At 73.4% G+C, this 23,374-nt stretch carries 17 protein-coding genes; 9 read left to right on the top strand and 8 right to left on the bottom strand.

The window, feature by feature from the left end; all coding sequences use genetic code 11:
- Nucleotides 1–41 precede the first annotated feature (41 nt).
- On the top strand, nt 42–1,868 hold the full coding sequence (locus tag ACWC97_RS03635; RefSeq protein WP_352274142.1) for an NHL domain-containing thioredoxin family protein: 1,827 nt from the start codon (nt 42–44) through the stop codon (nt 1,866–1,868).
- 109 nt (nt 1,869–1,977) lie between these two features.
- On the opposite strand, the gene ACWC97_RS03630 is transcribed toward ACWC97_RS03635, so the two are convergent.
- The 3 genes from ACWC97_RS03630 to ACWC97_RS03620 form a co-directional block, all read right to left on the bottom strand.
- On the bottom strand, nt 1,978–4,992 hold the full coding sequence (locus ACWC97_RS03630) for an AfsR/SARP family transcriptional regulator (protein ID WP_352274143.1): 3,015 nt from the start codon (nt 4,990–4,992) through the stop codon (nt 1,978–1,980).
- A 162-nt stretch (nt 4,993–5,154) separates the two neighbouring features.
- Nucleotides 5,155–6,453 (bottom strand): M18 family aminopeptidase, encoded by a 1,299-nt coding sequence (locus tag ACWC97_RS03625; protein ID WP_352274144.1) that lies wholly within the window; start codon nt 6,451–6,453, stop codon nt 5,155–5,157.
- Between the two features lie 135 nt (nt 6,454–6,588).
- Entirely contained in the window at nt 6,589–8,415 is a 1,827-nt protein-coding gene (locus tag ACWC97_RS03620) for an acyl-CoA dehydrogenase (protein WP_352274145.1), read from the bottom strand.
- Between the two features lie 185 nt (nt 8,416–8,600).
- Here ACWC97_RS03620 and ACWC97_RS03615 point away from each other — a divergent pair, with 185 nt between their 5' ends.
- The 3 genes from ACWC97_RS03615 to ACWC97_RS03605 all read left to right on the top strand — a co-directional run bounded on the left by ACWC97_RS03615 (nt 8,601) and on the right by ACWC97_RS03605 (nt 11,329).
- Nucleotides 8,601–9,041: an SseB family protein gene (locus tag ACWC97_RS03615; protein ID WP_148836880.1), complete on the top strand. Its 441-nt coding sequence runs from the start codon at nt 8,601–8,603 to the stop codon at nt 9,039–9,041.
- A gap of 186 nt (nt 9,042–9,227) precedes the next feature.
- Nucleotides 9,228–10,184, top strand: coding sequence for a pirin family protein (locus ACWC97_RS03610; RefSeq protein ID WP_352274146.1), 957 nt, complete (start codon nt 9,228–9,230; stop codon nt 10,182–10,184).
- A gap of 80 nt (nt 10,185–10,264) precedes the next feature.
- Nucleotides 10,265–11,329 carry an AI-2E family transporter gene (locus ACWC97_RS03605; RefSeq protein ID WP_352274147.1) on the top strand — a complete coding sequence of 355 codons (1,065 nt, stop codon included), beginning with the start codon at nt 10,265–10,267 and terminating at the stop codon, nt 11,327–11,329.
- A gap of 4 nt (nt 11,330–11,333) precedes the next feature.
- Here ACWC97_RS03605 and ACWC97_RS03600 read toward each other — a convergent pair whose 3' ends face one another.
- Nucleotides 11,334–13,484 carry an ATP-binding SpoIIE family protein phosphatase gene (locus ACWC97_RS03600; protein ID WP_450647213.1) on the bottom strand — a complete coding sequence of 717 codons (2,151 nt, stop codon included), beginning with the start codon at nt 13,482–13,484 and terminating at the stop codon, nt 11,334–11,336.
- 164 nt (nt 13,485–13,648) lie between these two features.
- Here ACWC97_RS03600 and aspS point away from each other — a divergent pair, with 164 nt between their 5' ends.
- Nucleotides 13,649–15,445 (top strand): aspartate--tRNA ligase, encoded by a 1,797-nt coding sequence (gene aspS, locus ACWC97_RS03595; RefSeq protein ID WP_450647212.1) that lies wholly within the window; start codon nt 13,649–13,651, stop codon nt 15,443–15,445.
- Nucleotides 15,446–15,568: 123 nt separating this feature from the next.
- Here aspS and ACWC97_RS03590 read toward each other — a convergent pair whose 3' ends face one another.
- The 4 genes from ACWC97_RS03590 to ACWC97_RS03575 are packed head-to-tail and all read right to left on the bottom strand — an operon-like array spanning nt 15,569 to nt 19,402.
- The gene (locus ACWC97_RS03590; RefSeq protein WP_450647210.1) at nt 15,569–16,786 is read right to left on the bottom strand and encodes an ABC transporter permease; all 1,218 of its coding nucleotides are present in this window, start codon (nt 16,784–16,786) and stop codon (nt 15,569–15,571) included.
- Complete coding sequence (locus tag ACWC97_RS03585) at nt 16,783–17,643, bottom strand: ABC transporter ATP-binding protein (protein WP_450647208.1); 861 nt, start codon at nt 17,641–17,643, stop codon at nt 16,783–16,785. The genes ACWC97_RS03590 and ACWC97_RS03585 overlap by 4 nt, the downstream gene beginning before the upstream one ends.
- Complete coding sequence (locus tag ACWC97_RS03580; protein WP_450647206.1) at nt 17,640–18,716, bottom strand: peptidoglycan-binding protein; 1,077 nt, start codon at nt 18,714–18,716, stop codon at nt 17,640–17,642. Before ACWC97_RS03580 ends, ACWC97_RS03585 begins: the two co-directional genes overlap by 4 nt.
- Complete coding sequence (locus ACWC97_RS03575) at nt 18,713–19,402, bottom strand: hypothetical protein (RefSeq protein ID WP_352274152.1); 690 nt, start codon at nt 19,400–19,402, stop codon at nt 18,713–18,715. The genes ACWC97_RS03580 and ACWC97_RS03575 overlap by 4 nt, the downstream gene beginning before the upstream one ends.
- Before the next feature lie 135 nt (nt 19,403–19,537).
- Here ACWC97_RS03575 and ACWC97_RS03570 point away from each other — a divergent pair, with 135 nt between their 5' ends.
- The 4 genes from ACWC97_RS03570 to ACWC97_RS03555 all read left to right on the top strand — a co-directional run bounded on the left by ACWC97_RS03570 (nt 19,538) and on the right by ACWC97_RS03555 (nt 23,339).
- A complete protein-coding gene (locus ACWC97_RS03570; protein ID WP_352274153.1) occupies nt 19,538–20,230 on the top strand; it encodes a response regulator transcription factor in 693 nt (230 codons plus the stop codon).
- Nucleotides 20,227–21,804: an ATP-binding protein gene (locus ACWC97_RS03565; RefSeq protein WP_450647204.1), complete on the top strand. Its 1,578-nt coding sequence runs from the start codon at nt 20,227–20,229 to the stop codon at nt 21,802–21,804. The genes ACWC97_RS03570 and ACWC97_RS03565 overlap by 4 nt, the downstream gene beginning before the upstream one ends.
- A complete protein-coding gene (locus ACWC97_RS03560) occupies nt 21,801–22,292 on the top strand; it encodes a GerMN domain-containing protein (protein ID WP_450647202.1) in 492 nt (163 codons plus the stop codon). The genes ACWC97_RS03565 and ACWC97_RS03560 overlap by 4 nt, the downstream gene beginning before the upstream one ends.
- A gap of 291 nt (nt 22,293–22,583) precedes the next feature.
- Nucleotides 22,584–23,339 carry a L,D-transpeptidase family protein gene (locus tag ACWC97_RS03555; RefSeq protein WP_450647465.1) on the top strand — a complete coding sequence of 252 codons (756 nt, stop codon included), beginning with the start codon at nt 22,584–22,586 and terminating at the stop codon, nt 23,337–23,339.
- Nucleotides 23,340–23,374 lie beyond the last annotated feature (35 nt).

The raw sequence follows: 23,374 nt of genomic DNA, 5'->3' as shown, positions 1-23,374 counted from the left end.
TCGCGGAATGCGTGGATGCCACGGTGATGTTGACTGTTCACATGGCAACACGTGCGCGCGTCAGGGCCCCCGAGCTGGTCGGCAAGGGCGGCTGGCTCAACACAGGCGACCAGCAGTACACCCTCGCCGACCTGCGAGGACGCATCGTGGTCCTGGATTTCTGGACCTTCTGCTGTGTGAACTGTCTGCATGTTCTCGACGAGCTCCGCGAGCTGGAGGAGAAACACCGCGACACCCTGGTGATCATCGGGGTGCACTCGCCGAAGTTCGTCCACGAGGCCGACCACCGGGCGGTCGTCGACGCCGTCGAGCGGTACGGGGTCCACCACCCCGTCCTCGACGACCCGGAGCTGGCCACCTGGAAGCAGTACGCCGTACGGGCCTGGCCGACGCTGGTCGTCATCGACCCCGAGGGCTATGTCGTCGCCCAGCACGCGGGCGAGGGCCATGCGCACGCCATCGAGAAGCTGGTCGAGGAGCTGGAGGCGGAGCACGAGGCGAAGGGCACGCTGCGGCGCGGCGACGGCCCCTACGTGCCGCCCGAGCCGGTCGCCACGCATCTGCGTTTCCCCGGCAAGGCGCTGTCCCTGCCGGACGGCGGTTTCCTGGTCTCCGACACCACCCGCCACCGCCTGGTCGAGATCGAACGGGACGGTGAGACGGTCCGCCGCCACCTCGGAACGGGGGACCGCGGATTCACCGACGGCGGCCCCGACGAGGCCCGGTTCTCCGAGCCGCAGGGGCTGGCCGTGCTGCCGGACGGCCGGATCGCGGTCGCCGACACGGTCAACCACGCCGTCCGCGCCCTCGACCCCGCCACCGGGGAGACCACGACGCTCGCCGGCACCGGCCGCCAGTGGTGGCAGGGCTCGCCGACCGCCGGGCCCGCCCGCGAGGTGGACCTCTCCTCGCCCTGGGACCTGGCCTGGTTCGCGGACCGGCTCTGGATCGCCATGGCGGGCGTCCACCAGCTGTGGACGTACGACCCGGGGACCGGGCGCGTCGAGGTGGCGGCGGGCACGACCAACGAGGGCCTGGTCGACGGACCGGCCGCCGAGGCGTGGTTCGCCCAGCCGTCCGGGCTCGCCGTCTCCGCCGACGGCGAGCGGCTCTGGGTCGCCGACTCGGAGACCTCCGCGCTGCGGTACGTCGAACGGGACGGGGACGGCTTCGCCGTCCGTACCGCCGTCGGCACCGGCCTCTTCGACTTCGGGCACCGCGACGGCGCCGCCGGTCAGGCCCTGCTCCAGCACCCGCTGGGGGTCACCGCGCTGCCGGACGGCTCGGTCGCCGTCTGCGACACGTACAACCACGCGCTGCGCCGCTACGACCCGGTGGGCGACGAGGTCACCACCCTCGCCACGGATCTGCGCGAGCCCAGCGGCGCCGTGCTGGTCGACGGCGATCTCGTGGTCGTCGAGTCCGCCCGGCACCGGCTGACCCGGCTGCGGCTGCCCGAGGAGGCGGTGCGCGTCGCCGACCGGGCCCACCGCACCCAGCGCGCGGCCACCGGGATCGCCCCGGGCACGCTCCGGCTCGACGTGGTCTTCCAGGCGCCGGCCGGGCAGAAGCTCGACACCCGGTACGGGCCCTCGACCCGGCTCCTGGTCTCGTCGACCCCGCCGGAGCTGCTCGCCGAGGGCGCGGGCGCGGGCAGCGACCTCTTCCGCGACCTGGTCCTCGCCGACGGTGTCACCGAGGGCGTCCTGCACGTGTCGGCGATGGCCGCCTCCTGCGACGACGACCCGGCGAACGAGTACCCGGCCTGCCACGTCCACCAGCAGGACTGGGGCGTACCGGTCACGGTGGAGGCGGCGGGGGTCTCCCGGCTCCCGCTCGTACTGGCGGGCATGGACGAGCAGGGCTGAGGCGGTCCGGCCCGGGCCCGCGCTCCTACCGGCCTGGGGCCGGAGCCACGCCACCCGCGACCGGCCGGCCGCGCCCGGAGGCGGGCCGGCCGGTCGCGGCGTCGGGCGGTCAGCCGCTTTCGGTGAGGCGCTGCACCGCTTCCTCGTGCCGCTTGCGGTACCCCGGCTCCGCCGTGACCCGCAGCAGCGCCTCGAGGGCCCGTACCGCGCCCTCGTCGTAACCGGTCCGCTCCGCCTCCGCCGCCGCCGTGTCCAGCAGCCGTATGCCCTCGTCCTCCTCACCGAGCGCCAGCCGGGCCTCGCCGCTGGTGGCCAGCAGCAGCACCCGGCGGGCGACCTCCTCCTGCTCCGGCCCCAGGTCGAGCGCGGTCCGGGCGGACGAGAGTGCCTCGCGGGGCAGGTTCGCGGTCAGCTGCATCCGGGCGAGGTGCTGGAGGGCCAGCATCTCGGTGTGCGCGTCCTGCTCCGCGCGGGCCAGCTCGACGGCCTGTTCGCACCCCTCCAGGGCCGGACCCAGCTCCCCCAGCTCCGCCTGCACGACGGCCAGGTTGATCAGCGCGGTCGCCTCGCCGAGCCGGTCACCGGCCTGCCGGGCCAGACCGGGCGAACGCTCCAGCAGGGCGACGGCCTCGGAGGTCCGGCCCTCCTCGGTCAGCACCCAGCCCAGCAGGTTCAGCACCCGCGACTCGGCGTACGTGTCCCGCTCGGTGCGGGCGGAGTCCAGCGCCAGCTCCAGCAGCGGGGACCAGCCGTCCCGCACCCGCCACACCACCTGCGGCCACTGGAGCAGGATGATCCGCCACGCCCGGTCGTGGAACCCGGCGGTCCGGGCGGCGACGGCGGCCAGGGCCAGTTCGTCGCGCTCGGCCGCCAGCCAGCCCATGGCCTCCGCCCGGTCGACGAAGTCCCGCACGGCGCGCGGGCGGCGGAAGCCCTCCGGCAGCACGAAGCAGGGCTCGCCGCCCGGCTCGGCGGTGTCGGCGGCGGCGAGCGCGGTGGCGATGTAGTGGTCGAGCACGCCGACCAGCGAGGCGGCCCCGCCCTCCGGGTCCATGGCGCGGGCGTAGAGCCGTATCAGGTCGTGCAGCACCCAGCGGCCGGGCGCCACCTCGGCGACGAGATGGGCGGTGGCGAGCCGCTCCAGCACCGCCGCCGCCACGACCGGATCGGTACCGGCGAGAGCGGCGGCCGTGTACGGGTCGAAGTGGCCGCCGGGGTGGTGGCCGAGCCGGGCGAGCTGGTGGACGGCATCCTGCGGGAGCTGCTGCACGGTCAGCCGGAGCGCGGCGGAGACGCCGGTGTCGTCCACGTCGAGATAGGCCAGCCGGCTGCGCTCGTCGGCCAGTTCGTCGGCGATCCCGGCCAGCGTCCGGTTCGGGCGCCCGGCCAGCCGGGCCGCGGTGACCCGCAGGGCGAGCGGCAGCCCGCCGCAGAGCTCGGCGAGCCGCCGGGCCGCGACCGGTTCGGCCAGCACCCGGTCCTCGCCGAGGACACCGGCCAGCAGGGCGGTGCTGTCGGCGGGTTCGAGCACGTCGAGCGGGACGGGGCGGGCCGCGTCCGAGGCGATGAGGCCCTCCAGCCGGTTCCGGCTCGTCACCAGCGTGACGCAGTCGGTGCCGCCCGGCAGCAGCGGCCGGACGATGGCGGAGTGGCGGGCGTTGTCGAGGACGACGAGCAGCCGCCGCCGGTCGGTCAGCGAACGGAACAGGGCCGCGGCGGCCGCCGCCGACTCCGGGACGCGGCGCGGCGGGACACCGAGCGCCAGCAGGAACTCGCGGAGCACCTCGACGAGCGCGGGTTCGCCGGTGTCGCTGAAGCCGCGCAGATCGGCGAAGAGCCGGCCGTCCGGGAAGGCGGCCGCGTTGCGGTGCGCCCACTGGAGGGCCAGCGCGGTCTTGCCGACCCCGGCCGGGCCGGTGATCAGACAGACCGGGGCCTCGCCCGCCGCGGCCCGGGTGAGCGCGGCCAGCTCGGCGGTCCGCCCCTGGAAGCCGCGGGGGGAGCGGGGCATCAGGTCCGTGGGGTGCGGATCGCCGACCAGGCCCGGCACGGGGAGCGGCCGGATCGCCGACCCGGCGGGGGACGGGGGCGGAGCCGCCGCGGGTGCCGGTCCGGAGCCGGGGGCCGGGCCCGCCGCGACCGGCCGGTCGGCGGCCGAGCGGTCGGGCACCGGGCGCCCCGCGCCCGGGCGGGCCGAGGCGTCCGGACGGGCGGCGGGCACGGACCCGTTCCGGGCACTCCCGTTCCCGGACCCCCGGGCCCCGTTTCCGGCGGAGCCGTTCGCGGAGCCGTTCGCGAGGCCGCCGCCCCGGACCGGTCCGTGCGCCGGAGCGCCCTGCCCGGTGGGCGCGTTCCGGCCGCTCCCCGCGCCGGTGTCCGGACCGGGGTCGCCGCGCAGGATCAGCGCGTACGCGTCGGCCAGCTCGTGCCCGGGGTCGATGCCCAGCTCGTCGGCGAGCAGCCGCCGCGTACGGTGGAACCAGTCCAACGCCTCCGACTGGCGCCCCGCCCGATAGAGCGCCGTCATCAGGGCCGCGGCCAGCGACTCCCGCATCGGGTGCGCGACGGCCTCCGCCCGCAGCACCGCCGCCGCCCGGTTGTTCTCCCCCAGCTCGCCGTAGGCGCTCGCCAGCTGCTCGACCGTCGCGAGCCGGGACTCCTCCAGGGAGTGCGCGGCGGCCTGGAGCGGGCGGCCGGTGAACGCGCCGCTGAGCGCCGGACCCTGCCACAGGGACAGCGCCTCCTTCAGCATCAGCACCGCGTCGGCCGGGCTGCGCTGCTCCCGGGCCAGGGTCAGCAGCTCCTCGAAGCGCTGCGCGTCCAGCAGGGTCTCCGGGAGCCGCAGCACGTACGCGTCGCCGAGCGTGACCAGCTCCACCCCGTACGCCTCCGCGTCCGCGCCGACCAGCAGGGCGCGCAGCCGGGACACATGGCCCTGGATGACGCTGCGGGCGTGCAGGGGCGGGGTGTCGTCCCAGAGCGAGTCCATCAGCCTGGCGATGGAGACGGGGGTGTTCGCCGACAGCAGCAGCGCGGCGAGCAGGCTGCGGCGCTTGGCGGGGCCGAGCGGCAGCGGTCCGGTGAACGTGTCGACCGAGACGGTGCCGAGCAGCCGGAACTCCACGGGCGGATTCCCTTCCGGGCGGGATGCGCCCGGGGCCGGGCACGGCGAAAGTCCCAGGATATCGGGGGTGCCGGGGGGCCGACGAAGGGTCGAACCCGGTCGGCGGGGCGCTCGGCCGCCACGGCGGACGGCGCCCCACCGGACTGCCCGGGGGTGGGCGGATCAGCCCGCCATGAACGCCGCCACCGCGTTGGCCAGCAGGTACGGGTCGTCCACCCCGCACAGCTCACGGGCGCTGTGCATCGACAGGATCGCGACGCCGATGTCCACGGTCTGGATCCCGTGCCGGGCGGCGGTGATCGGACCGATCGTGGTGCCGCAGGGCATCGAGTTGTTGGAGACGAAGTTCTGCCACGGCACGCCCGCCTTCCGGCACGCCTCGGCGAACACGGCCCGGCCGCTGCCGTCGGTCGCGTACCGCTGGTTGACGTTGACCTTGAGGATCGGTCCGCCGTTGACGACCGGGTGGTGGGTCGGGTCGTGGCGCTCGGCGTAGTTGGGGTGGATCGCGTGGCCGGTGTCGGAGGAGAGGCAGACGGTCCCGGCGAAGGCGCGGGCCCGGTCCTCGTACGTACCGCCGCGGGCCAGGACGGAGCGTTCCAGCACCGTGCCGAGCAGCGGGCCGTCCGCGCCGGTGTCGGACTGCGAGCCGGTCTCCTCGTGGTCGAAGGCGGCCATCACCGGGATGTACGGCAGCGACTCGTCCGGCTGTCCGGCGACGGCGCCGAGCGCGGCGGTCGCGGCGTGCACGGAGAGCAGGTTGTCCATCCGGGGCCCGGCCAGCAGCTCGCGGTCCCGGCCCAGGTAGGCGGGGGCCTCGACGGCGTGCGGCATGAGGTCCCAGCCGGTCACGTCCGCGGCGTCGACACCGGCCTCGGCGGCGACGAAGCGGATGAGGTCGCCCTCCTCGACGTCCCCGAGCCCCCAGATCGGCTGCATGTGCTTCTGCCGGTCGAGCTTGAGCCCGTCCGAGTTGGCCGACCGGTCCAGGTGCACGGCCAGCTGCGGTACGCGCAGCAGCGGGCGGTCGACGTTGACCAGCCGGTGCGTGCCGTCGCTCAGCGAGATCCGGCCGGCGAGGCCGAGGTCGCGGTCGAGCCAGGTGTTGAGGAGCGTTCCGCCGTAGACCTCCACGGCGACCTGCCGCCAGCCGTGCGCCCCGAGGTCGGGGAGCGGCTTGACCCGCAGGTTCGGCGAGTCGGTGTGCGCTCCGACGATCCGGAACGGGGTGTGCGCCGCCGCGCCCTCCGGCACGTACCAGGCCACGATCGCGCCGCCGCGCAGGACGTACTTGCCGCCGCTGCTCCCGTCCCAGGCCGCGGTCTCCTCGACCTGCCGGAACCCGGCCGCCTCCAGCCGGGCGGCAGCGGTGGCCACGGCGTGGTACGGGGAGGGGGAGGCCATCAGGAAGGCCATCAAGTCGTCGGTGTGCCCGCGGTCGAAGCGGAGGGAGGAACTCATGTTCCTCACTGTAACGAGACCGGCCCGCCCGCCTTCACCGCCGTCGCAAGAGGCACACCGCGCACCCGAAACGCGTGTCGCCCCCGGAGACGTCTCCGGGGGCGACACGTACGAGGGCGGGGCGCGGTCCAGGTCCTAGAACGCGGCCTCGTCCAGCTCCATCAGGGAGTTGTCGACGGACTCGGCGAGCGCGCGCTCGGTCGCGAGACCCGGCAGGACGTTCGCGGCGAAGAACTTCGCGGCGGCGATCTTGCCCTGGTAGAAGGCCACGTCCTTCGGGGAGGCGTCGCGCAGCTTCTCGCCGGCGACGGCCGCGCCCTTGAGGAGCAGGTAGCCGACGACGACGTCGCCGGAGGCCATCAGCAGGCGGGTGGTGTTGAGGCCCACCTTGTAGATGTTCTTGACGTCCTCACCGGTCGCGGTGAGGTCGGTGATCATCGTGCCGACGATCGCCTCCAGGTCGACGGCGGCCTTGGCGAGCGAGTCCAGCGCACCGGCCAGCTCCTCGTTGCCCTGGGCACCGGCGAGGAACTTCTTGATCTCCTCGGAGAGGGTGTTCAGCGAGGCGCCCTGGTCGCGGACGATCTTCCGGAAGAAGAAGTCCTGGCCCTGGATCGCCGTGGTGCCCTCGTAGAGGGTGTCGATCTTGGCGTCGCGGATGTACTGCTCGATCGGGTACTCCTGGAGGTACCCGGAGCCGCCGAAGGTCTGGAGCGACTGCGCCAGCTGCTCGTAGGACTTCTCGGAGCCGTAGCCCTTCACGATCGGGAGCAGCAGGTCGTTGAGGCCGTGCAGTGCCTTGGCGTCCTCGCCCGCGGCCTCCTTCTCCTGGATCGCGTCCTGGATGGTGGCGGTGTACAGCACCAGGGAGCGCATGCCCTCCGCGTACGCCTTCTGCGTCATGAGGGAGCGGCGCACGTCGGGGTGGTGCGTGATGGTGACCTTGGGGGCGGTCTTGTCCATGAACTGCGACAGGTCCGAACCCTGGACGCGCTCCTTGGCGTACTCCAGCGCGTTCAGGTAGCCGGTCGACAGGGTGGCGATGGCCTTCGTGCCGACCATCATGCGGGCGAACTCGATGATGCGGAACATCTGGCGGATGCCGTCGTGCTTGTCGCCGATCAGCCAGCCCTTGGCGGGGTGCTTGTCGCCGAAGGTCATCTCGCACGTGTTGGACGCCTTGAGGCCCATCTTGTGCTCGACGTTGGTCGCGTACACGCCGTTGCGCTCGCCCAGCTCGCCGGTGGTCCAGTCGAAGTGGAACTTCGGGACCATGAAGAGCGAGAGGCCCTTCGTGCCGGGTCCGGCGCCCTCGGGGCGGGCCAGCACGTAGTGGATGATGTTCTCGGACATGTCGTGCTCGCCCGAGGTGATGAAGCGCTTCACGCCCTCGATGTGCCAGGAGCCGTCCTCCTGCTCGACGGCCTTCGTGCGGCCCGCGCCGACGTCCGAACCGGCGTCCGGCTCGGTCAGCACCATCGTCGAGCCCCACTGACGCTCGACGGCGATCTCGGCGATCTTCTTCTGCGCGTCGTTGCCCTCCTCGAAGAGGATGCCGGCGAACGCCGGGCCGGAGGAGTACATCCACACGGCCGGGTTCGCGCCGAGCAGCAGCTCCGCGTAGCCCCAGATCAGGGAGCGCGGCGAGGTGGTGCCGCCGATCTCCTCGGGCAGGCCCAGACGCCAGTACTCGGAGTCCATGAACGCCTGGTACGACTTCTTGAAGGTCTCCGGGACCGGGGCCGTGTTGGTCTCCGGGTCGAAGACCGGCGGGTTGCGGTCGGCGTCCGCGAAGGACTCGGCCAGCTCGTTCTCCGCGAGACGGGTGACCTCGTCGAGGATGCTCTTCGCCGTCTCGACGTCCATCTCGGCGAACGGGCCGGTGCCGTACGTCTTGTCGCGACCGAGGACCTCGAAGAGGTTGAACTCGATGTCGCGGAGATTCGACTTGTAGTGCCCCATGGAAGGCTCCGTAATCAATAGCAGTGGCGCGCGGGGCCCCCGGGGAAGGGGGTGCGGGCCGGGCGGGCGACGAGCTGGCGACAAGCTTGCGAGGCGCATATCAGCTGACCTCTACGATGATGCTACCCGTCAGTAATAAGGCGCAACCCCTCAAGCCCCCGATGTGTCCGATTACTCTTTGCGGCATGTACGGCTACGACCAGAACCCTGGTGCACAGCAGCAGATGGGTGGCGGCTACGGCGAGCAGCCGCTGTATCCCGAGCCCTCGCCGCCGTCCCTGGGCGACGCGGTCCGGGCCTTCACCACCGGCTCGCTCTCCGCCGAGGACTTCCAACAGATCTTCGCGACGTCGAAGGTCTACTGCCCGCGCGGCGACAATCCGGGCTTCCTGGCGCTGCACAACACGCAGCAGCCGGTGATCCCGATGTTCACCACGCTCAAGGAGTTGCGGCGGTACGCGGGCAAGGAGTCCAAGTACTTCGTGATCACCGGGGCCGAGGTGATCGACCTGCTGCCGACCGGCTACGGCTTCGTCCTCGACATGGAGGGCGAGCACCGCATGGTCTTCGACGCGAAGGCCGTGGAGCAGATGGTCGACTTCGCGATGCGTCGCATGTACGGCTGAGCCCCCGGTCTCCCCGGCTCAGGAAGGGGTCCGCACCCGATGGTGCGGGCCCCTTCGCGTTGCTCCGGGCGGGTGAGTGACGGGTGCCGGGAGCCGGTGCGACGGGGCCGGGAATGGATCGGGCCTTGCAAGATGTTCACCATTCAACTAAATTGAAGGCAGAACACTCCCCCGGAGGTGGCCCCCATGCCCGCAGTGACTGTCGAAAACCCGCTGACCCTGCCCAAGGTCGCCGCCCCGGGCGACGCGACGGACCGTCCCGTACTCGCCGTCACCACGGCGCCGAGCGGATTCGAGGGCGAGGGCTTCCCGGTGCGCCGGGCGTTCGCCGGCATCAACTACAAGTACCTCGACCCGTTCATCATGATGGACCAGATGGGTGAGGTGGAGTACGCGGCCGGCGAGCCGAAGGGAACGCCCTGGCACCCGCACCGCGGCTTCGAGACCGTGACGTACCTGATCGACGGCAGCTTCATCCACCAGGACTCCAACGGGGGCGGCGGCACCATCCAGAACGGTGACACCCAGTGGATGACCGCCGGCTCGGGCCTGCTGCACATCGAGGCCCCGCCGGAGTCGCTGGTCATGTCGGGCGGCCTCTTCCACGGCCTCCAGCTCTGGGTGAACCTGCCCAAGGCCGACAAGATGATGAACCCGCGCTACCAGGACATCCGCGGCGGCCAGGTCCAGCTGCTCGCCTCCCCGGACGGCGGCGCGCTGCTCCGCGTCATCGCCGGTGAGCTCGACGGGCACGAGGGCCCCGGCATCACCCACACGCCGATCACGATGATCCACGCCACCGTGCGTCCCGGCGCCGAGGTGACCCTGCCGTGGCGCGAGGACTTCAACGGCCTCGCCTACGTGCTGGCCGGACGCGGCACCGTCGGCGCGGAGCGCCGCCCGGTCCACCTGGGTCAGACCGCCGTCTTCGGCGCCGGTTCCGCCCTGACCGTCCGGGCGGACGAGAAGCAGGACGGCCACACCCCGGACCTGGAGGTCGTGCTCCTCGGCGGCCGTCCGATCCGGGAGCCGATGGCGCACTACGGGCCGTTCGTGATGAACAGCCAGGCCGAGCTGAAGCAGGCCTTCGAGGACTTCCAGGCCGGCCGCCTCGGCACCGTGCCCGCGGTCCACGGGATGTGAGTCGGAGGGCGGGTGACGGTTCGTCACTCGTACGGCGGCGCGGGCGGGACAGAGTGCCCGTGCCGTGATCGGGTGGGAGGGTGCGGAACGACAAGCCCCTCCTGCCCGATGCCGCGCGCCGCACGGCCGCCTGGTGCGGTGTGGTGCTCCTGGTCGCCGGGGTCGCCGCGGTGGCCGTCTGGCTGTGCGTGACGCTGAAGACGGCGGTCACCCCGGTGCTGCTCGCGCTGCTCGGAACGGCGCTGCTCGGACCGGTGCATCGCCGGCTGACCGACCGGGGGGTACAGCGCTCGCTCGCCGCCGGGCTCACCTGCGTCCTGCTCGTCGCGGTGGTCGGCGGCGCCGGGTACATCGTCGTCACCGCGCTCATCGACAGCGGCGACCAGATCGTCCGTTCGCTGAAGGACGCCGCCCACTGGGTCGTCGACCACTTCGGGATCGGGAAGAAGACCGACGTGGACGACCTCGCGGCGGGCGGGCAGAAGCTCTTCGAGAAGTTCGGCGCGAGCGCCGCGGGCGGGCTGCTCTCCGGGATCAGCCTGATCGGCACCCTCGCCGCCACCAGCGTCCTGGCCCTGCTGCTGACCTTCTTCTTCCTGCGCGACTCCGACCGGGCCCCCGGCCTCGCCCACGCGATCGCCCCGCGCGGCACCGGCGAGCTGGTGGAGGCGATGGGGCGGCGGGCCTTCGAGGCCGTCCAGGGCTTCATGCGGGGCACCACGTTCATCGCGCTGATCGACGCCGTCTGCATCACCGTGGGCCTGCTGGTCCTGCGGGTGCCCGGTGCGGTGGGGCTCGGGGCGCTGGTCTTCGTCGGGGCCTACATCCCGTACCTGGGGGCCTTCGTCTCGGGGACCGTCGCGGTGCTGGTCGCGTTGGCCGACCGGGGCTTCGTGATCGCGCTCTGGGCGCTGGGGGTGGTGCTCGCGGTGCAGGTGCTGGAGGGGCATGTGCTCCAGCCGGTGATCCAGAGCCGCACCGTGCAGATGCACCCAGCCATGATCATGATCGCGCTCACCGCGGGGGCCAGTGTGGCCGGGCTGCTGGGCATGCTGCTCGCGGTGCCGCTCTGCGCGGCGGCCTTCGGCATCCTCGGGGAGCTGCGCGACGGGTTCCGGGGGGCGGCCGCGCCGGAGCAGGAGTGACGGGTCAGGCCCCCGGGGTCCCCTGGGCCTCCGGGGCCTCGGGCGCCTCCTGGGCCTCCGGTTCGGCCGGTCCGGTGCTCGGGGGCGACTCCCGCAGTTCGAACCAGATCGACTTGCCCGCCCCTCGCGGGTCCACTCCCCACGCGTCGGCGAGCATCTCCATCAGCACCAGCCCCCGGCCGCTGGAGGCCATCTCCCCCGGGCGCCGCTTGTGCGGCAGCTCGGCGCTGCCGTCGGACACCTCCACACGCAGCAGCCGCTCGCCGTGCTCCCCCGTCGCCTGAGCCAGCATCAGCGCGTCGCCGTCCGTGTGGACCAGGACGTTGGTGGCCATCTCGGAGATCATCAGCACCGCCGAGTCGACCTGTTCCGGATCGGCCCAGTCGTGCAACAGGTCCCGCAGATGCTGCCGGGCCGCGGCGATCCGTTCCGGCTGGGCCTGCGCGATGGTCAGCGCGGTGCGCCGGGCCGTCGCCCGCCGGCCGGTGCCGCCGCCGTGCCGCCGCAGCAGGAGCAGCGCGACGTCGTCCTCCCGGCGGTCCGAGAGTGGGCCCGTGGTGTAGTGCGAGGCGGGGCCGTGCACCGTCTGGACCAGGGCGTCCGCCAGCTTCTCCAGATCGGCCGGGTGCTCCTCCAGGACCGGACGCAGCCGGTCCCAGCCGGAGAACATGTCGTGGCCGCCGGTCTCGATCAGCCCGTCCGTGCAGAGCATGATCGTCTCGCCGGCCCCCAGGGTGATCCGGCTCGTCGGGTAGTCGGCGTCCTCCTCGACGCCGAGCGGCAGGCCGCCCTCGGTCTGCCGGATCATCGCGGTCCCGTCGGCGGTGGTCACCACCGGGTCGGGGTGGCCGGCGCGGGCGATGTCGAGGGTGCCGGTCGCCGGGTCCACCTCCGCGTACAGGCAGGTGGCGAAGCGGGGGCCGGGCTCCGTGCCGTCCTCGTAGGCGTCCGTGAGCCCGGAGAGGAAGCGCGAGGCGCGGGCCAGCACCGCGTCCGGGCGGTGCCCCTCGGAGGCGTACGCGCGCAGGGCGATCCGCAACTGGCCCATCAGCCCGGCGGCCCGTACGTCGTGGCCCTGGACGTCGCCGATGACCAGGGCGACGCGGCCGTTGGGGAGCGGGATCATGTCGTACCAGTCGCCGCCGACCTGGAGCCCGCCGCCGGTCGGGATGTAGCGGGCGGCGACCGTCATCCCGGGGATGCCCGGGCCGAGCCTCGGCATCATCGAGCGCTGGAGCCCCAGCGACAGCTCCCGCTCCGTCTCGGCGACCCCGGCCCGGGCCAGCGCCTGCGCGAGCATCCGTGCCACGGTCGTGAGCACCGAGCGCTCGTCCGGCGAGAAGGACACCGGGTGCTTGAACCCGGCCATCCAGGCGCCCATCGTGCGCCCCGCGACGATCAGCGGCAGAAAGGCCCAGGAGCGGCGGCCGAACCGGCTGGCGAGCGGCCAGGTGACCGGATAGCGGCGGCTGTACTCCTCGGGCGAGGGCAGATAGATCGCCCGCCCGGTCCGTACGACCTCGGCGGCCGGATAGTCGGTCTCCAGCGGCATGTCGGTGAACGGTCCCTCGTCGCCGATGCCGTGTCCGTGGTGCCCGACGATCGTCAGCCGGTCGCCCGCGATGCCGAAGACCGCGAGCCCGTCCGGCGAGAAGCCCGGCATGGAGAGCGAGGAGGCGACCCGCAGCACCTCTTCGGTCGACCGGGCCTCGGCCAGCGCCCGCCCGGCGTCCAGCAGGAACGCCTCGCGGGAACGGCGCCAGTCGCCGGTGATGGGGACGGGCGCGCCGGTGGTGCCGGACTGCGGCTCGGGCACCTCCTGGAGGGTGCCGACCAGCACGTAGTCCCGGTCGGCCGCGGGCAGCGGCCGGGAGCGGCTGCGAACCGTACGCAGCACCCGGCCCTCGGCGTCCACGATCCGCAGTCGGGCCTCGGCGAGGGTGCCCTCGGCGCGGGCGAGGCTGACCACGCCGTAGATCTCGTTCCAGTCGACGGGGTGGAAACGGGCGCGCACCGCGGACTCGCGGAAGACACCGGCCGCGGCGGGCAGCGCCAGCAGCCGGGCGGCCTCCGCGTCGAGCGTGACGGTCCCGGCGCCGTTGTCCCAGCTCCACAGGCCGGTACCGGTCGTGGCCAGGACATCCTCGGTGCGCATTGCCCTACTTTAAGAATATTTGCGCTCCGGGTGCCACCGTGGGTGCCCGTGCGGGGGCCGCCGAAGGATCTTGAAGTGTCAATGTCAATGATTCGGTTCCGGTGCGGGCGGTAGCCTGGGATGGCTGTAATCCACCCCGAACCGCGAAGACTGGATGAACGACGATGCATCGGTACAGGTCCCACACCTGCGGCGAGCTCCGCGCCTCTGACGTCGGCACCGACGTCCGACTCAGCGGCTGGCTGCACAATCGCCGAGACCTGGGCGGCATCCTCTTCATCGATCTGCGCGACCACTACGGTCTGGTGCAGCTCGTCGCCCGCCCGGGCACCCCCGGCAACGAGGCGCTGGCGAAGCTCACCAAGGAGACCGTCGTCCGGATCGACGGCAAGGTCTCGGCGCGCGGCGCCGACAACGTCAACCCGGAGCTTCCCACCGGCGAGATCGAGATCGAGGTCACCGAGGTCGAGGTGCTGGGCGAGGCCGCCCCGCTGCCCTTCACGATCAACACCGAGGACGGGGTCAACGAGGAGCGGCGCCTGGAGTACCGCTTCCTCGACCTGCGCCGCGAGCGCATGCACCGCAACATCATGCTGCGCTCGGCGGTCATCGCCGCGATCCGCGCCAAGATGGTGGCCCTCGGCTTCAACGAGATGGCGACGCCGATCCTCACCGCGACCTCCCCCGAGGGCGCCCGTGACTTCGTCGTGCCGTCCCGCCTCAACCCGGGCAAGTTCTACGCCCTGCCCCAGGCGCCGCAGCAGTTCAAGCAGCTGCTGATGATCTCCGGCTTCGACCGCTACTTCCAGATCGCGCCCTGCTTCCGCGACGAGGACGCCCGCGCGGACCGTTCGCCCGGCGAGTTCTACCAGCTCGACGTCGAGATGTCGTTCGTCGAGCAGGAGGACGTCTTCCAGCCGATCGAGAAGCTGATGACCGAGCTCTTCGAGGAGTTCGGCAGCGGCCGCCACGTCACCTCGCCGTTCCCGCGCATCCCGTTCCGCGAGTCGATGCTGAAGTACGGCAACGACAAGCCCGACCTGCGCGCCAAGCTGGAGCTGGTCGACATCTCCGACGTCTTCGCCGACTCGGAGTTCAAGGCCTTCGCCGGCAAGCACGTCCGCGCCCTCCCGGTCCCGGACACCGCGGGCCAGTCCCGGAAGTTCTTCGACGGTCTGGGCGACTACGCCGTCCAGCACGGCGCCAAGGGCCTGGCCTGGGTCCGCGTCGGCGAGGACGGCACGCTGGCCGGACCGATCGCCAAGTTCCTCACCGAGACGGACGTCAAGACCCTCACCGAGCGCCTCTCGCTGGTGCCGGGTCACGCCGTCTTCTTCGGTGCGGGCGAGTTCGACGAGGTCTCCAAGATCATGTCCGTCGTCCGCGTCGAGGCCGCCAAGCGGGCCGGCCACTTCGAGGAGGACGTCTTCCGGTTCTGCTGGATCGTCGACTTCCCGATGTACGAGAAGGACGAGGAGACCGGCAAGATCGACTTCTCCCACAACCCCTTCTCGATGCCCCAGGGCGGCATGAAGGACCTGGAGGAGAAGGACCCGCTGGACATCCTCGCCTGGCAGTACGACATCGTCTGCAACGGCATCGAGCTGTCCTCCGGCGCCATCCGGAACCACGAGCCCGACGTCATGCTCAAGGCGTTCGAGATCGCCGGTTACGACCGCGAGACCGTCGAGCACGAGTTCGCGGGCATGCTCCGCGCCTTCCGGCTCGGCGCCCCGCCGCACGGCGGCATCGCCCCGGGCGTCGACCGCATCGTGATGCTGCTCGCCGACGAGCCCAACATCCGCGAGACGATCGCCTTCCCGCTCAACGGCAACGCCCAGGACCTGATGATGGGCGCGCCGACCGAACTGGACGAGTCGCGGCTGCGCGAGCTGAACATCCAGCTCCGCAAGCCGGTGGCGGCGGCGAAGGGCAAGGACGAGGCCAAGACGGAGAAGTAGTCCGGTCTCTGTCACCCCGCTGTTTCACGTGAAACAGCCCCCGGCCGGGGTCGGCCGGGGGCTGTTCGCGTATCGGGTGCCGGGCGCTCATGGGGTGCCGCTGTGCCGCTCCGTGCCGGGGTGCTACGCCGCGTTCAGTGCGGTCGTCGGGTCGAGCCGGGCGGCCCGGACCGCCGGGTACAGCCCGGCGACCACACCGATCACCAGGGTGGCGGCCAGCCCGCCCGCGAGGGCCCAGGGCGGGACCACCGCCGTCCACCCCTGGACCCGGGCGAAACCGAAGGTGGCCGCCGAGCCCAGCAGCGCGCCCGCCGTCCCGCCCAGCGCCGACAGCAGCAGCGACTCCGTGACGAACTGGAGCCGGATCGCACCCCGGGTCGCGCCCAGCGCCCGGCGCAGGCCGATCTCCCGGCGGCGCTCCAGCACGGAGACGACCATCGTGTTGGCCACGCCGACCCCGCCGACCAGCAGTGCCACCGCCCCCAGGGCGAGCATCAGCCGGGTCAGCCCCGCGTCGGTGGCGGCCTTGGCGGCCAGCGCGTCCGAGGGGCGGGAGACCTGGACGCCCGCCCCGTCGCCGGGGTTGAGGGTGCGGCCCAGGACCGCCCGCACGTCCGCCACTGATTCGTCGGTGGAGCGCTCGAAGACGGTGGTGGGGTGGCCGTCGAAGCCGAACCAGCGCTCGGCGGCGGGGAACCCGACCATGGCCACCCGGTCCAGGGTGGGGACGAGGTCCAGCGGTTCGAGGACGCCGACGACGACCACCCGGACGTCGTTCATCATGATCGTCTCGCCGGGCCGGGTGACCCCGAGGCGTTCCGCGGCCACCGCGCCGAGCACCGTCACCGGGAGCCGCTCTCCGGCCCGGTCGAGCCAGCGGCCCGTGCGCACCTCGCCGCCGAGCGCGGCCAGCAGATCGGTCCGTACCGCCTGGGTGGTGACGCCCGCGGTGCGCTCCTCGGGGACCACGTCGCTGCGGCGGATACGGGCGTCCACGTCGGCGGAGGCGGTGGCCTGGCGTACCGGGCCGATCCGCTCGACCATCGCGACCGCGTTCTTGGGCAGCTTGAGCCGGCCGCCCTGCGCGTCCTTGCCGGCCTCGGCGGTGAGGAGGTTGGTGCCGAGCCGGTCGAGCCGGGCCATCAGGTCCGCGCGGCTCGACTCGGAGAGCCCGACCACCGCGACCATCGTGGCGATCCCGATGGCGATACCGAGCGCCGAGAGCACCACCCGGGCCCGTCGGGCGCGCAGTCCTACCGCGCCGACCCGGAGCACGTCGCCCGGGGCGAGGCGGGTGGGCCGGAGGTCCTGTCTCATGAGGGGGCGCGGATTCTGGCTCATGGAGCGGCCTCCTCCGGGCTCGGGGACGGGCTTGGGTGCGGGCTGGGGCGCGGGGGCGGGTTCTGGAGCGGGGGCGGGCTCTGAAATGGGTGCGGCGCGGGCACGGCCGCCGAGCGCTGGTCCGAGACGATCCGGCCGTCCCTGAAGCGGACCCGGCGCGGCAGCGCGTCCGCGATCTCGTTGTCGTGGGTGATCACACAGACCGTGGTGCCCGCCGCGTTCAGCTCGTGCAGCAGCTCCATGACGATGGCGCCGGACGCGGTGTCCAGGGCCCCGGTCGGCTCGTCCGCCAGCAGCAGGGTGGGCGCCCCCACCACGGCGCGGGCGATGGCCACCCGCTGCTTCTCGCCGCCGGACAGTTGGTCGGGGGTGTGCGAGCGGCGGTGGTCCAGCCGTACCCGGGCCAGCGCCTCCCGGGCCCGTGCCCGGCGTTCCCGGGGCGGGACGCCCGCGTAGAGCAGCCCGTCCGCGACGTTCTCCACGGCGTCGCGCCCCGCCGCCAGGTGGAAGTGCTGGAAGACGAAGCCGATGTGGCGGGAGCGCAGGGCGGAGAGCCGGGAGTCGGCGAGCCGGGAGACGTCGTGGCCGGTGATCCGGACCGTGCCCGTGGTGGGCCGGTCGAGGGTGCCCATGAGGTTGAGCACGGTGGACTTGCCGGAGCCGGACGGGCCGACGACGGCGAGCAGCTCGCCCCGCTCGACGGTGAGGTCCACCCCGCGCAGGGCGTGGACGCCGCCGGGATACGTCCGGGTGGCGCCGCGCAGTTCGACGACCGGGGCGGACGACGGGTCGACGGGCGGGGGCACGGGGACCGGTGGGGACGGGGGGACCGGCCCGCTTGTCGGTACGCGGCTCATGAGGCGGCCACACCGACCTTCAGGCCCGCGCGCACGTCCGGCCCGCTGACCTCGATCAGCCCGTCGGCGGTCATGCCCGTCTCCACCCGCACCATCCGTGAGGTGGCTCCCTCGACGACCTGGAGCCCGTAGCCGCCGTTCTCGCCGCGGAGCGCCACGACCGCCTCGACCGGGACCGCGAGCACCCCCTTGTGCTCCTCGCTGACGAACTTCACGCTCGCCGGGGCCCTGGGTTCCTCGCCCTTGACCGCACGCGCCCCGCCGTCCAGGGAGATCTCGACGACGACGCCGTCCCCGGCGCCCTGGTCCTCCGCCTCCCCGGACTCCCCGGGGCGTGCCGTTCCGGTGACCCGGCCGCTCTCGGTCTTCCCGCTGGGCAGGGTGACCTCGACCCGGGCGCCGTGTGCGGCGAGCGCGGCCTCGCTCCGGTCGAGCTCGGCCCGGACGACCGGGTCGGTGGAGGCGATCGTCAGGACCGCCCCGTCCGGGCCGACCCGGTCGGCGAGCGCCGCGTCGGCGGAGACCACCTTGACCGGGCCGGGCTGGAAGACCACGTCCCCCTGGCCGACCCGGCCGGTGGGCTCCCGGTTCAGCGACTTCTGCCACCGCTCGACGGCGGCCTCGGTGGCCGCGTCGTACCGGACGTCGACGTACAGCCCGGCCCCGTACCCCAGGTCGCGCAGGTTGCGCTCCAGCTGGAGCACATCGCTGCCCCGGTCGCCGAGCTTCATCTCGCGGAACATCGGGACCGGTCCGTAGAGCAGGGTGACGGGCTTGTCGTTCAGCTCGTACAGCGCCTGCCCCCTGGTCAGGGTGCGGCCCTCGGCGGCGGCCACGGTCACGGTGCCCTCGACGGCGGACTTGACCGCACGGCGCCGGGCGAAGCCGAGGGTGCCGTCGACCGTGGTGGACCGTACGAGGTCCGCGCGGGTCACGGTCGCGGTGGCGGGCGGCAGGTCGCCGGCCCGGCCGGGGGCACCGCCGTCGCCGTCGCCGAGGAACAGCCACCCCCCGGTGACGGCGGCGGCCACCGCCACCGCGCCGAGCGCGAGCAGCAGGGTGGAGCGCCTCACTGCATGCCGTCCAGGCCGTCGAGCAGCTTCGTCCGGCACGCCTCGCGGGCCTTCTTGTACGTCGGTGAATCCCAGTCGATGCTCGGGGACGCCGGGTTGGGGTCGCCGCCGGGCTGGGCGTTGCCGTCGCTCATCGTGGGGTTGGTGAACCGGGAGACGCCGTGGTCCCGCATGCACGCGGCGTGCGCCAGCATCGATTCGTAGGACTTCTGCTGGTCGCGCTTGGGTTCGGCGTCCAGGGCGGCCCTGAGCTCGGGCACGCAGGCACCGTCCTTGCCGCCCTTGATGCCCTCGTTGCGGCCGGGCTGGGAACCGATCTCGTTGACCTTGTCCCAGTCGAGGTGCCCGCTGAGCTTGGGGTCGGGGAAGTCCTTGTAACCGCCCTTGGCGCGCATGCACTGGACGTACTTGACCTGGGCGTCGTAGAACGCGCTCTTGCCGGCGGGCGGGGTGCTCGCCTTGTCGGTCTCCTGCGGGGAGGAGGCCTTCGGGCCGTCCGGCACATCGGCGATCGCCTCGCTCCGCGTGCCGTCCGCTCCGTCGTCCGCGCCGCCGCAGCCGACGGAGAGGGCGAGCACGGGCAGCGCCACGAGCGCGGCGACCCGGAGCCGGGCGGTGGTCCGGGGGCTCCTGCCGGTCCAAGTGGTCCGGGTGGTCCGGGTGGTCTTCCGGTGGGAAAGGTTCATGCACGGCACGTTGGCCGTCGCGGATGATGACCGGTCCATGGCCACATGATGGGAACGTAACAATGCCCCCGGCCTGCGCGTTCGTCCCCCTGGACCCCGGACGGAACGGCCCCGGGCATGCACATAATCGGCCCCATGCCGCATGTGTTGCTCATCGAGGACGACGCGTCCGTACGGGACGGGATGGAGCTGGTGCTGCGCCGGCACGGCTACGGGGTGTCGACCGCCGCCACCGGCGAACAGGCCCTGGCCGCCCTCACCGGCGAGGAAGGCGCCCGGATCGAACTGGCCGTGCTCGACCTGATGCTGCCCGGCATGGACGGCTTCGAGGTGTGCCGCCGCATCCGCGCCCGCTCGGCGACCCTGCCGGTCATCATGCTGACCGCGCGCGGCGACGACCACGACATCGTGACGGGGCTGGAGGCGGGCGCCGACGACTACGTCGTCAAACCGGTCACCGCCCCCGTCCTGGAGGCCCGCATCCGGGCCGCGCTGCGCCGCGCCGAGCCCTCGGCACCGGCGCACCGGCCCGGTGACCTCGCCGGGCTGGTGATCGACCGGCTCGGGCTGACCGTCACCAAGCACGGCGTACCGGTCCCGCTGCCGCCCACCGAACTGCGGCTGCTGCTGGAGCTGTCGGCCTCCCCGGGGCGGGTCCTCAGCCGGGAGCAGCTCCTCGAATCCGTCTGGGACCACACCTTCCTGGGCGACTCCCGGCTGGTGGACGCGGCGGTCGGCCGACTCCGCGCCAAGCTGGAGGACGTACCGGCCAAGCCCCGCTACGTCCAGACCGTACGCGGCTTCGGCTACCGCTTCGGCCCGCTGTGAACCGGGAACGGACGGGGGAAAAGACCCGGAAGCGAACCTGGACACGCGCCCGGCATCCGGTAGGCGGGCTGCGCACCCGGCTGGTCGCCACCTTCGTCGCCGTCGCGCTGATCAGCGCCGTCACCGCGACCGCGCTCGCCTACCGGGAGGCCCGCACCGCCGTCCTCCAGCGCACCCAGAACACGGCCGTGAACGACGTCCGGGCGCGGGTCGGGGCGGTGGCCGTCGACTTCGACCTGCCGCCCGACCAGCGCTCGCTGGACCGGTTCGCGGCCCGGGTCTCCGAGGGCATCGGCGGCCGGATCGTGGCCGTCCGCTACCGGGACCTGTCCGCCACCTCCGACCCGTACGCCGACACCGCGTCCCGGATCGGCGCCGGGCTGCGCGCCGCCGTCCGCGCCGGCGACGACGCGGTGTTCCAGCGGGTGCGGTGGCGGGACGAGCCGTATCTGGTGGTCGGCATGCCGGTGGCGTACGCCGACGGGGACCGCGGCGCCTCCGGCCTTGAGGTCTACGCGATCACCGATCTGCGCGCCGAGCGCGACGACACCGCCGCCCTGCTGGACTCGGTGCGGGCGGGCATCGTGCCGGTGGTGGTGCTGGCCGCCGTGCTGGCGCTGCTCGCCGCGGGGACGGTGCTGCGGCCGGTGCGCAGACTGGGCCGGGCCACCCGTGAGCTGGCCGCCGGGGACCTCGGCAGCCGGGTAGCCGTCACCGGGCACGACGAACTCGCCGATCTCGCCCGGACGTTCAACGAGACCGCCGACGCGCTCCAGGCGTCCGACGCCGACCTGCGCGAACAGGAGGCGAAGGCGCGCCGCTTCGTGGCGGACGTCTCCCACGAACTGCGCACCCCGCTCGCCGCGATGACGATGGTGGCGACCGTCCTGGAGGAGGACGCCGACCAGCTGCCGCCGGACGCGGCCCGCGCCGCCCGGACCGTCGGCGCCGAGACGGCCCGGCTGGCCCGGCTGGTCGAGGAGCTGATGGAGATCTCCCGCTTCGACGCCGGAGCGGCCCGGCTGAACGCGGCGGAGACCGACCTCGCCGACACCGTACGGGCGTCGCTGGCGCTGCGCGGCTGGACGGACCGGGTCCGCACGGAGCTGGCCCCGGGCGTACGGGCGGTCGTCGACCGCCGCCGCGTCGACGTGATCGTCGCCAACCTGGTCGGCAACGCGCTCCGGCACGGCGCCCCGCCGGTCACGGTCACCCTGCGGACGTGCCGCGCGGCGGACGGTGCGCCGTGGGCGGTGCTGTCGGTCGCCGACCGGGGCCCCGGGCTGCCGCCGGGCGCGGGACGGCGGGTCTTCGACCGGTTCTACAAGGCGGACGAGGCCCGTACCCGTTCCACCGACGGTGACGGCGACGGCAACGACGCCGCTGCGGGTGTCAGTGCCGGTGACGGCGGCCAGGGCAGCGGTCTCGGCACGGCGATAGCGCTGGAGAACGCCCGGCTGCACGGCGGGACGATCGAGGTGGCGGATGCGGCCGGGGAACCGCCGCGCGGCGCGGTGTTTACGCTCCGGCTGCCGCTGCGGCATACCGGGCCGGGCGAGGAGGGGACGGAATGAGGACGCGACGAGCGGTGGCGGCCGCCGTGCTGGGCGCGGCCGCTCTGACCGGCTGCGGGGTCCAGCCGACCGGGGTGGTGACGGCGGGCGAGCCGGCCTCCGGACTCACCCGGGGAGTGCGGCTGTACTTCGCCTCGCCGAGCGGGCTGACCGCGGTGCCGCTGATCGACCGGCGGGTCGACGACCTGAACGGGGCGCTGAAGCTGCTCGGGGCGACGGAACCGCCCCCGGGCCAGGGGCTGGTCTCCCTCGTCCGCCTCGGCGGCTACTCGGCGACCGGCTCGGGCGAGCGGGTCACGGTGCGGACGGAGGGGCCGTACGGAGGGTCGGGGCGCGACCAGGCGACCGGGCAACTGGTGTGCACCCTGGCCCGTGCCCAGTCGGTGCTCGACCCGATGGTTCGGGCCGACGACGTCCGGGTCACCTTCCGCCCGACCGAGGGCGAGCCGCTGGGGCCGCTGGGATGCGCGGAGTTTTTGGGGAGGTGACGACGGCGGGGAGGTGGCGACGGCGGGGCGCGGGCCGGCGTGAGAGGCCGTCACCGGGGAGGGCGGGGCGATACCGCCGGATGGCCCTCGTGCGGGTTCGCCCCGGCGGGGCGCGGCGTTGACTGACGGTGGCGGCACAGGGCGGCGACGGTGATCGCCGGCCCGGCCCCGCCGCCACTTTGCGAACGCCGAGGAGGCCCCGTGTCCCCGTCCCGCCCGCCGGTCCACCGGCGCACCCCGCCCCCCGCCCGCACAGGTCTGGGCATAGGCATAGGCACCTGTGCCACCGCCCTGCTCCTCCTCACCGGCTGCGGCACCACCCCGCCCGACAGCCCCGCCGCCACCCGCCCCGCCGTACGGCCCGGAACCGCGGCCTCCCCAGGCGTCGGCGGCCCACCCGGCCGGGCCCGCGTACGGGCCGCCCCCGTACCGCACGCACCGCGCGCCCACCCGCGCGAGATACCCGACCTGGGCCCCAGGACCCGGGCCGGGATACCGGCGGACTCCCGGCAGGCCCTCGTCGTCACCGGCGACGACTACGACTCCAGCCTCTCCACCGCGGTGCTCTACACCCGCGACGACCCGGCCCGGGGCTGGCGCCCCGTCGCCGGCCCCTGGCCCGCCCACAACGCCCTGGACGGCTGGACCGACCGCCACGAGCAGGGCGACCTCCGCTCCCCGGTCGGCGTCTACGGCCTCACCTACGCGGGCGGTCTCCTCGCCCCGCCCCGCACCGCCTTCCCCTACGACCACAACCCGCTGTTCACGGTCGACGGCGAGGGTTTCGACGGCGAACCCCTCGAAGGCGCCTTCGACTACGTCGTGGCCATCGACTACAACCGCGCCCCGCGCACCTCCCCCCTCGACCGCACCCGCCCGCTCGGCGAGGAACGCGGCGGCGGCATCTGGCTCCACGTCGACCACGGCGGCCCCACCCAGGGCTGCGTCTCCCTCCCCGCCGACCGCATGCGGGAACTCCTGACCGCCCTGGACCCGGCGAAGAAGCCCGTCGTCGTCATGGGCGACGCCGAGGGCCTGGAACGCTGAACCGGCAACGGGTAACGGACCGGGCCCGTACGCTG

The sequence above is a fragment of the Streptomyces sp. NPDC001108 genome (assembly GCF_053598535.1).
The sequence above is the reverse complement of the archived record's forward strand: the minus strand, read 5'-3'. Positions and strand labels throughout refer to the sequence as shown.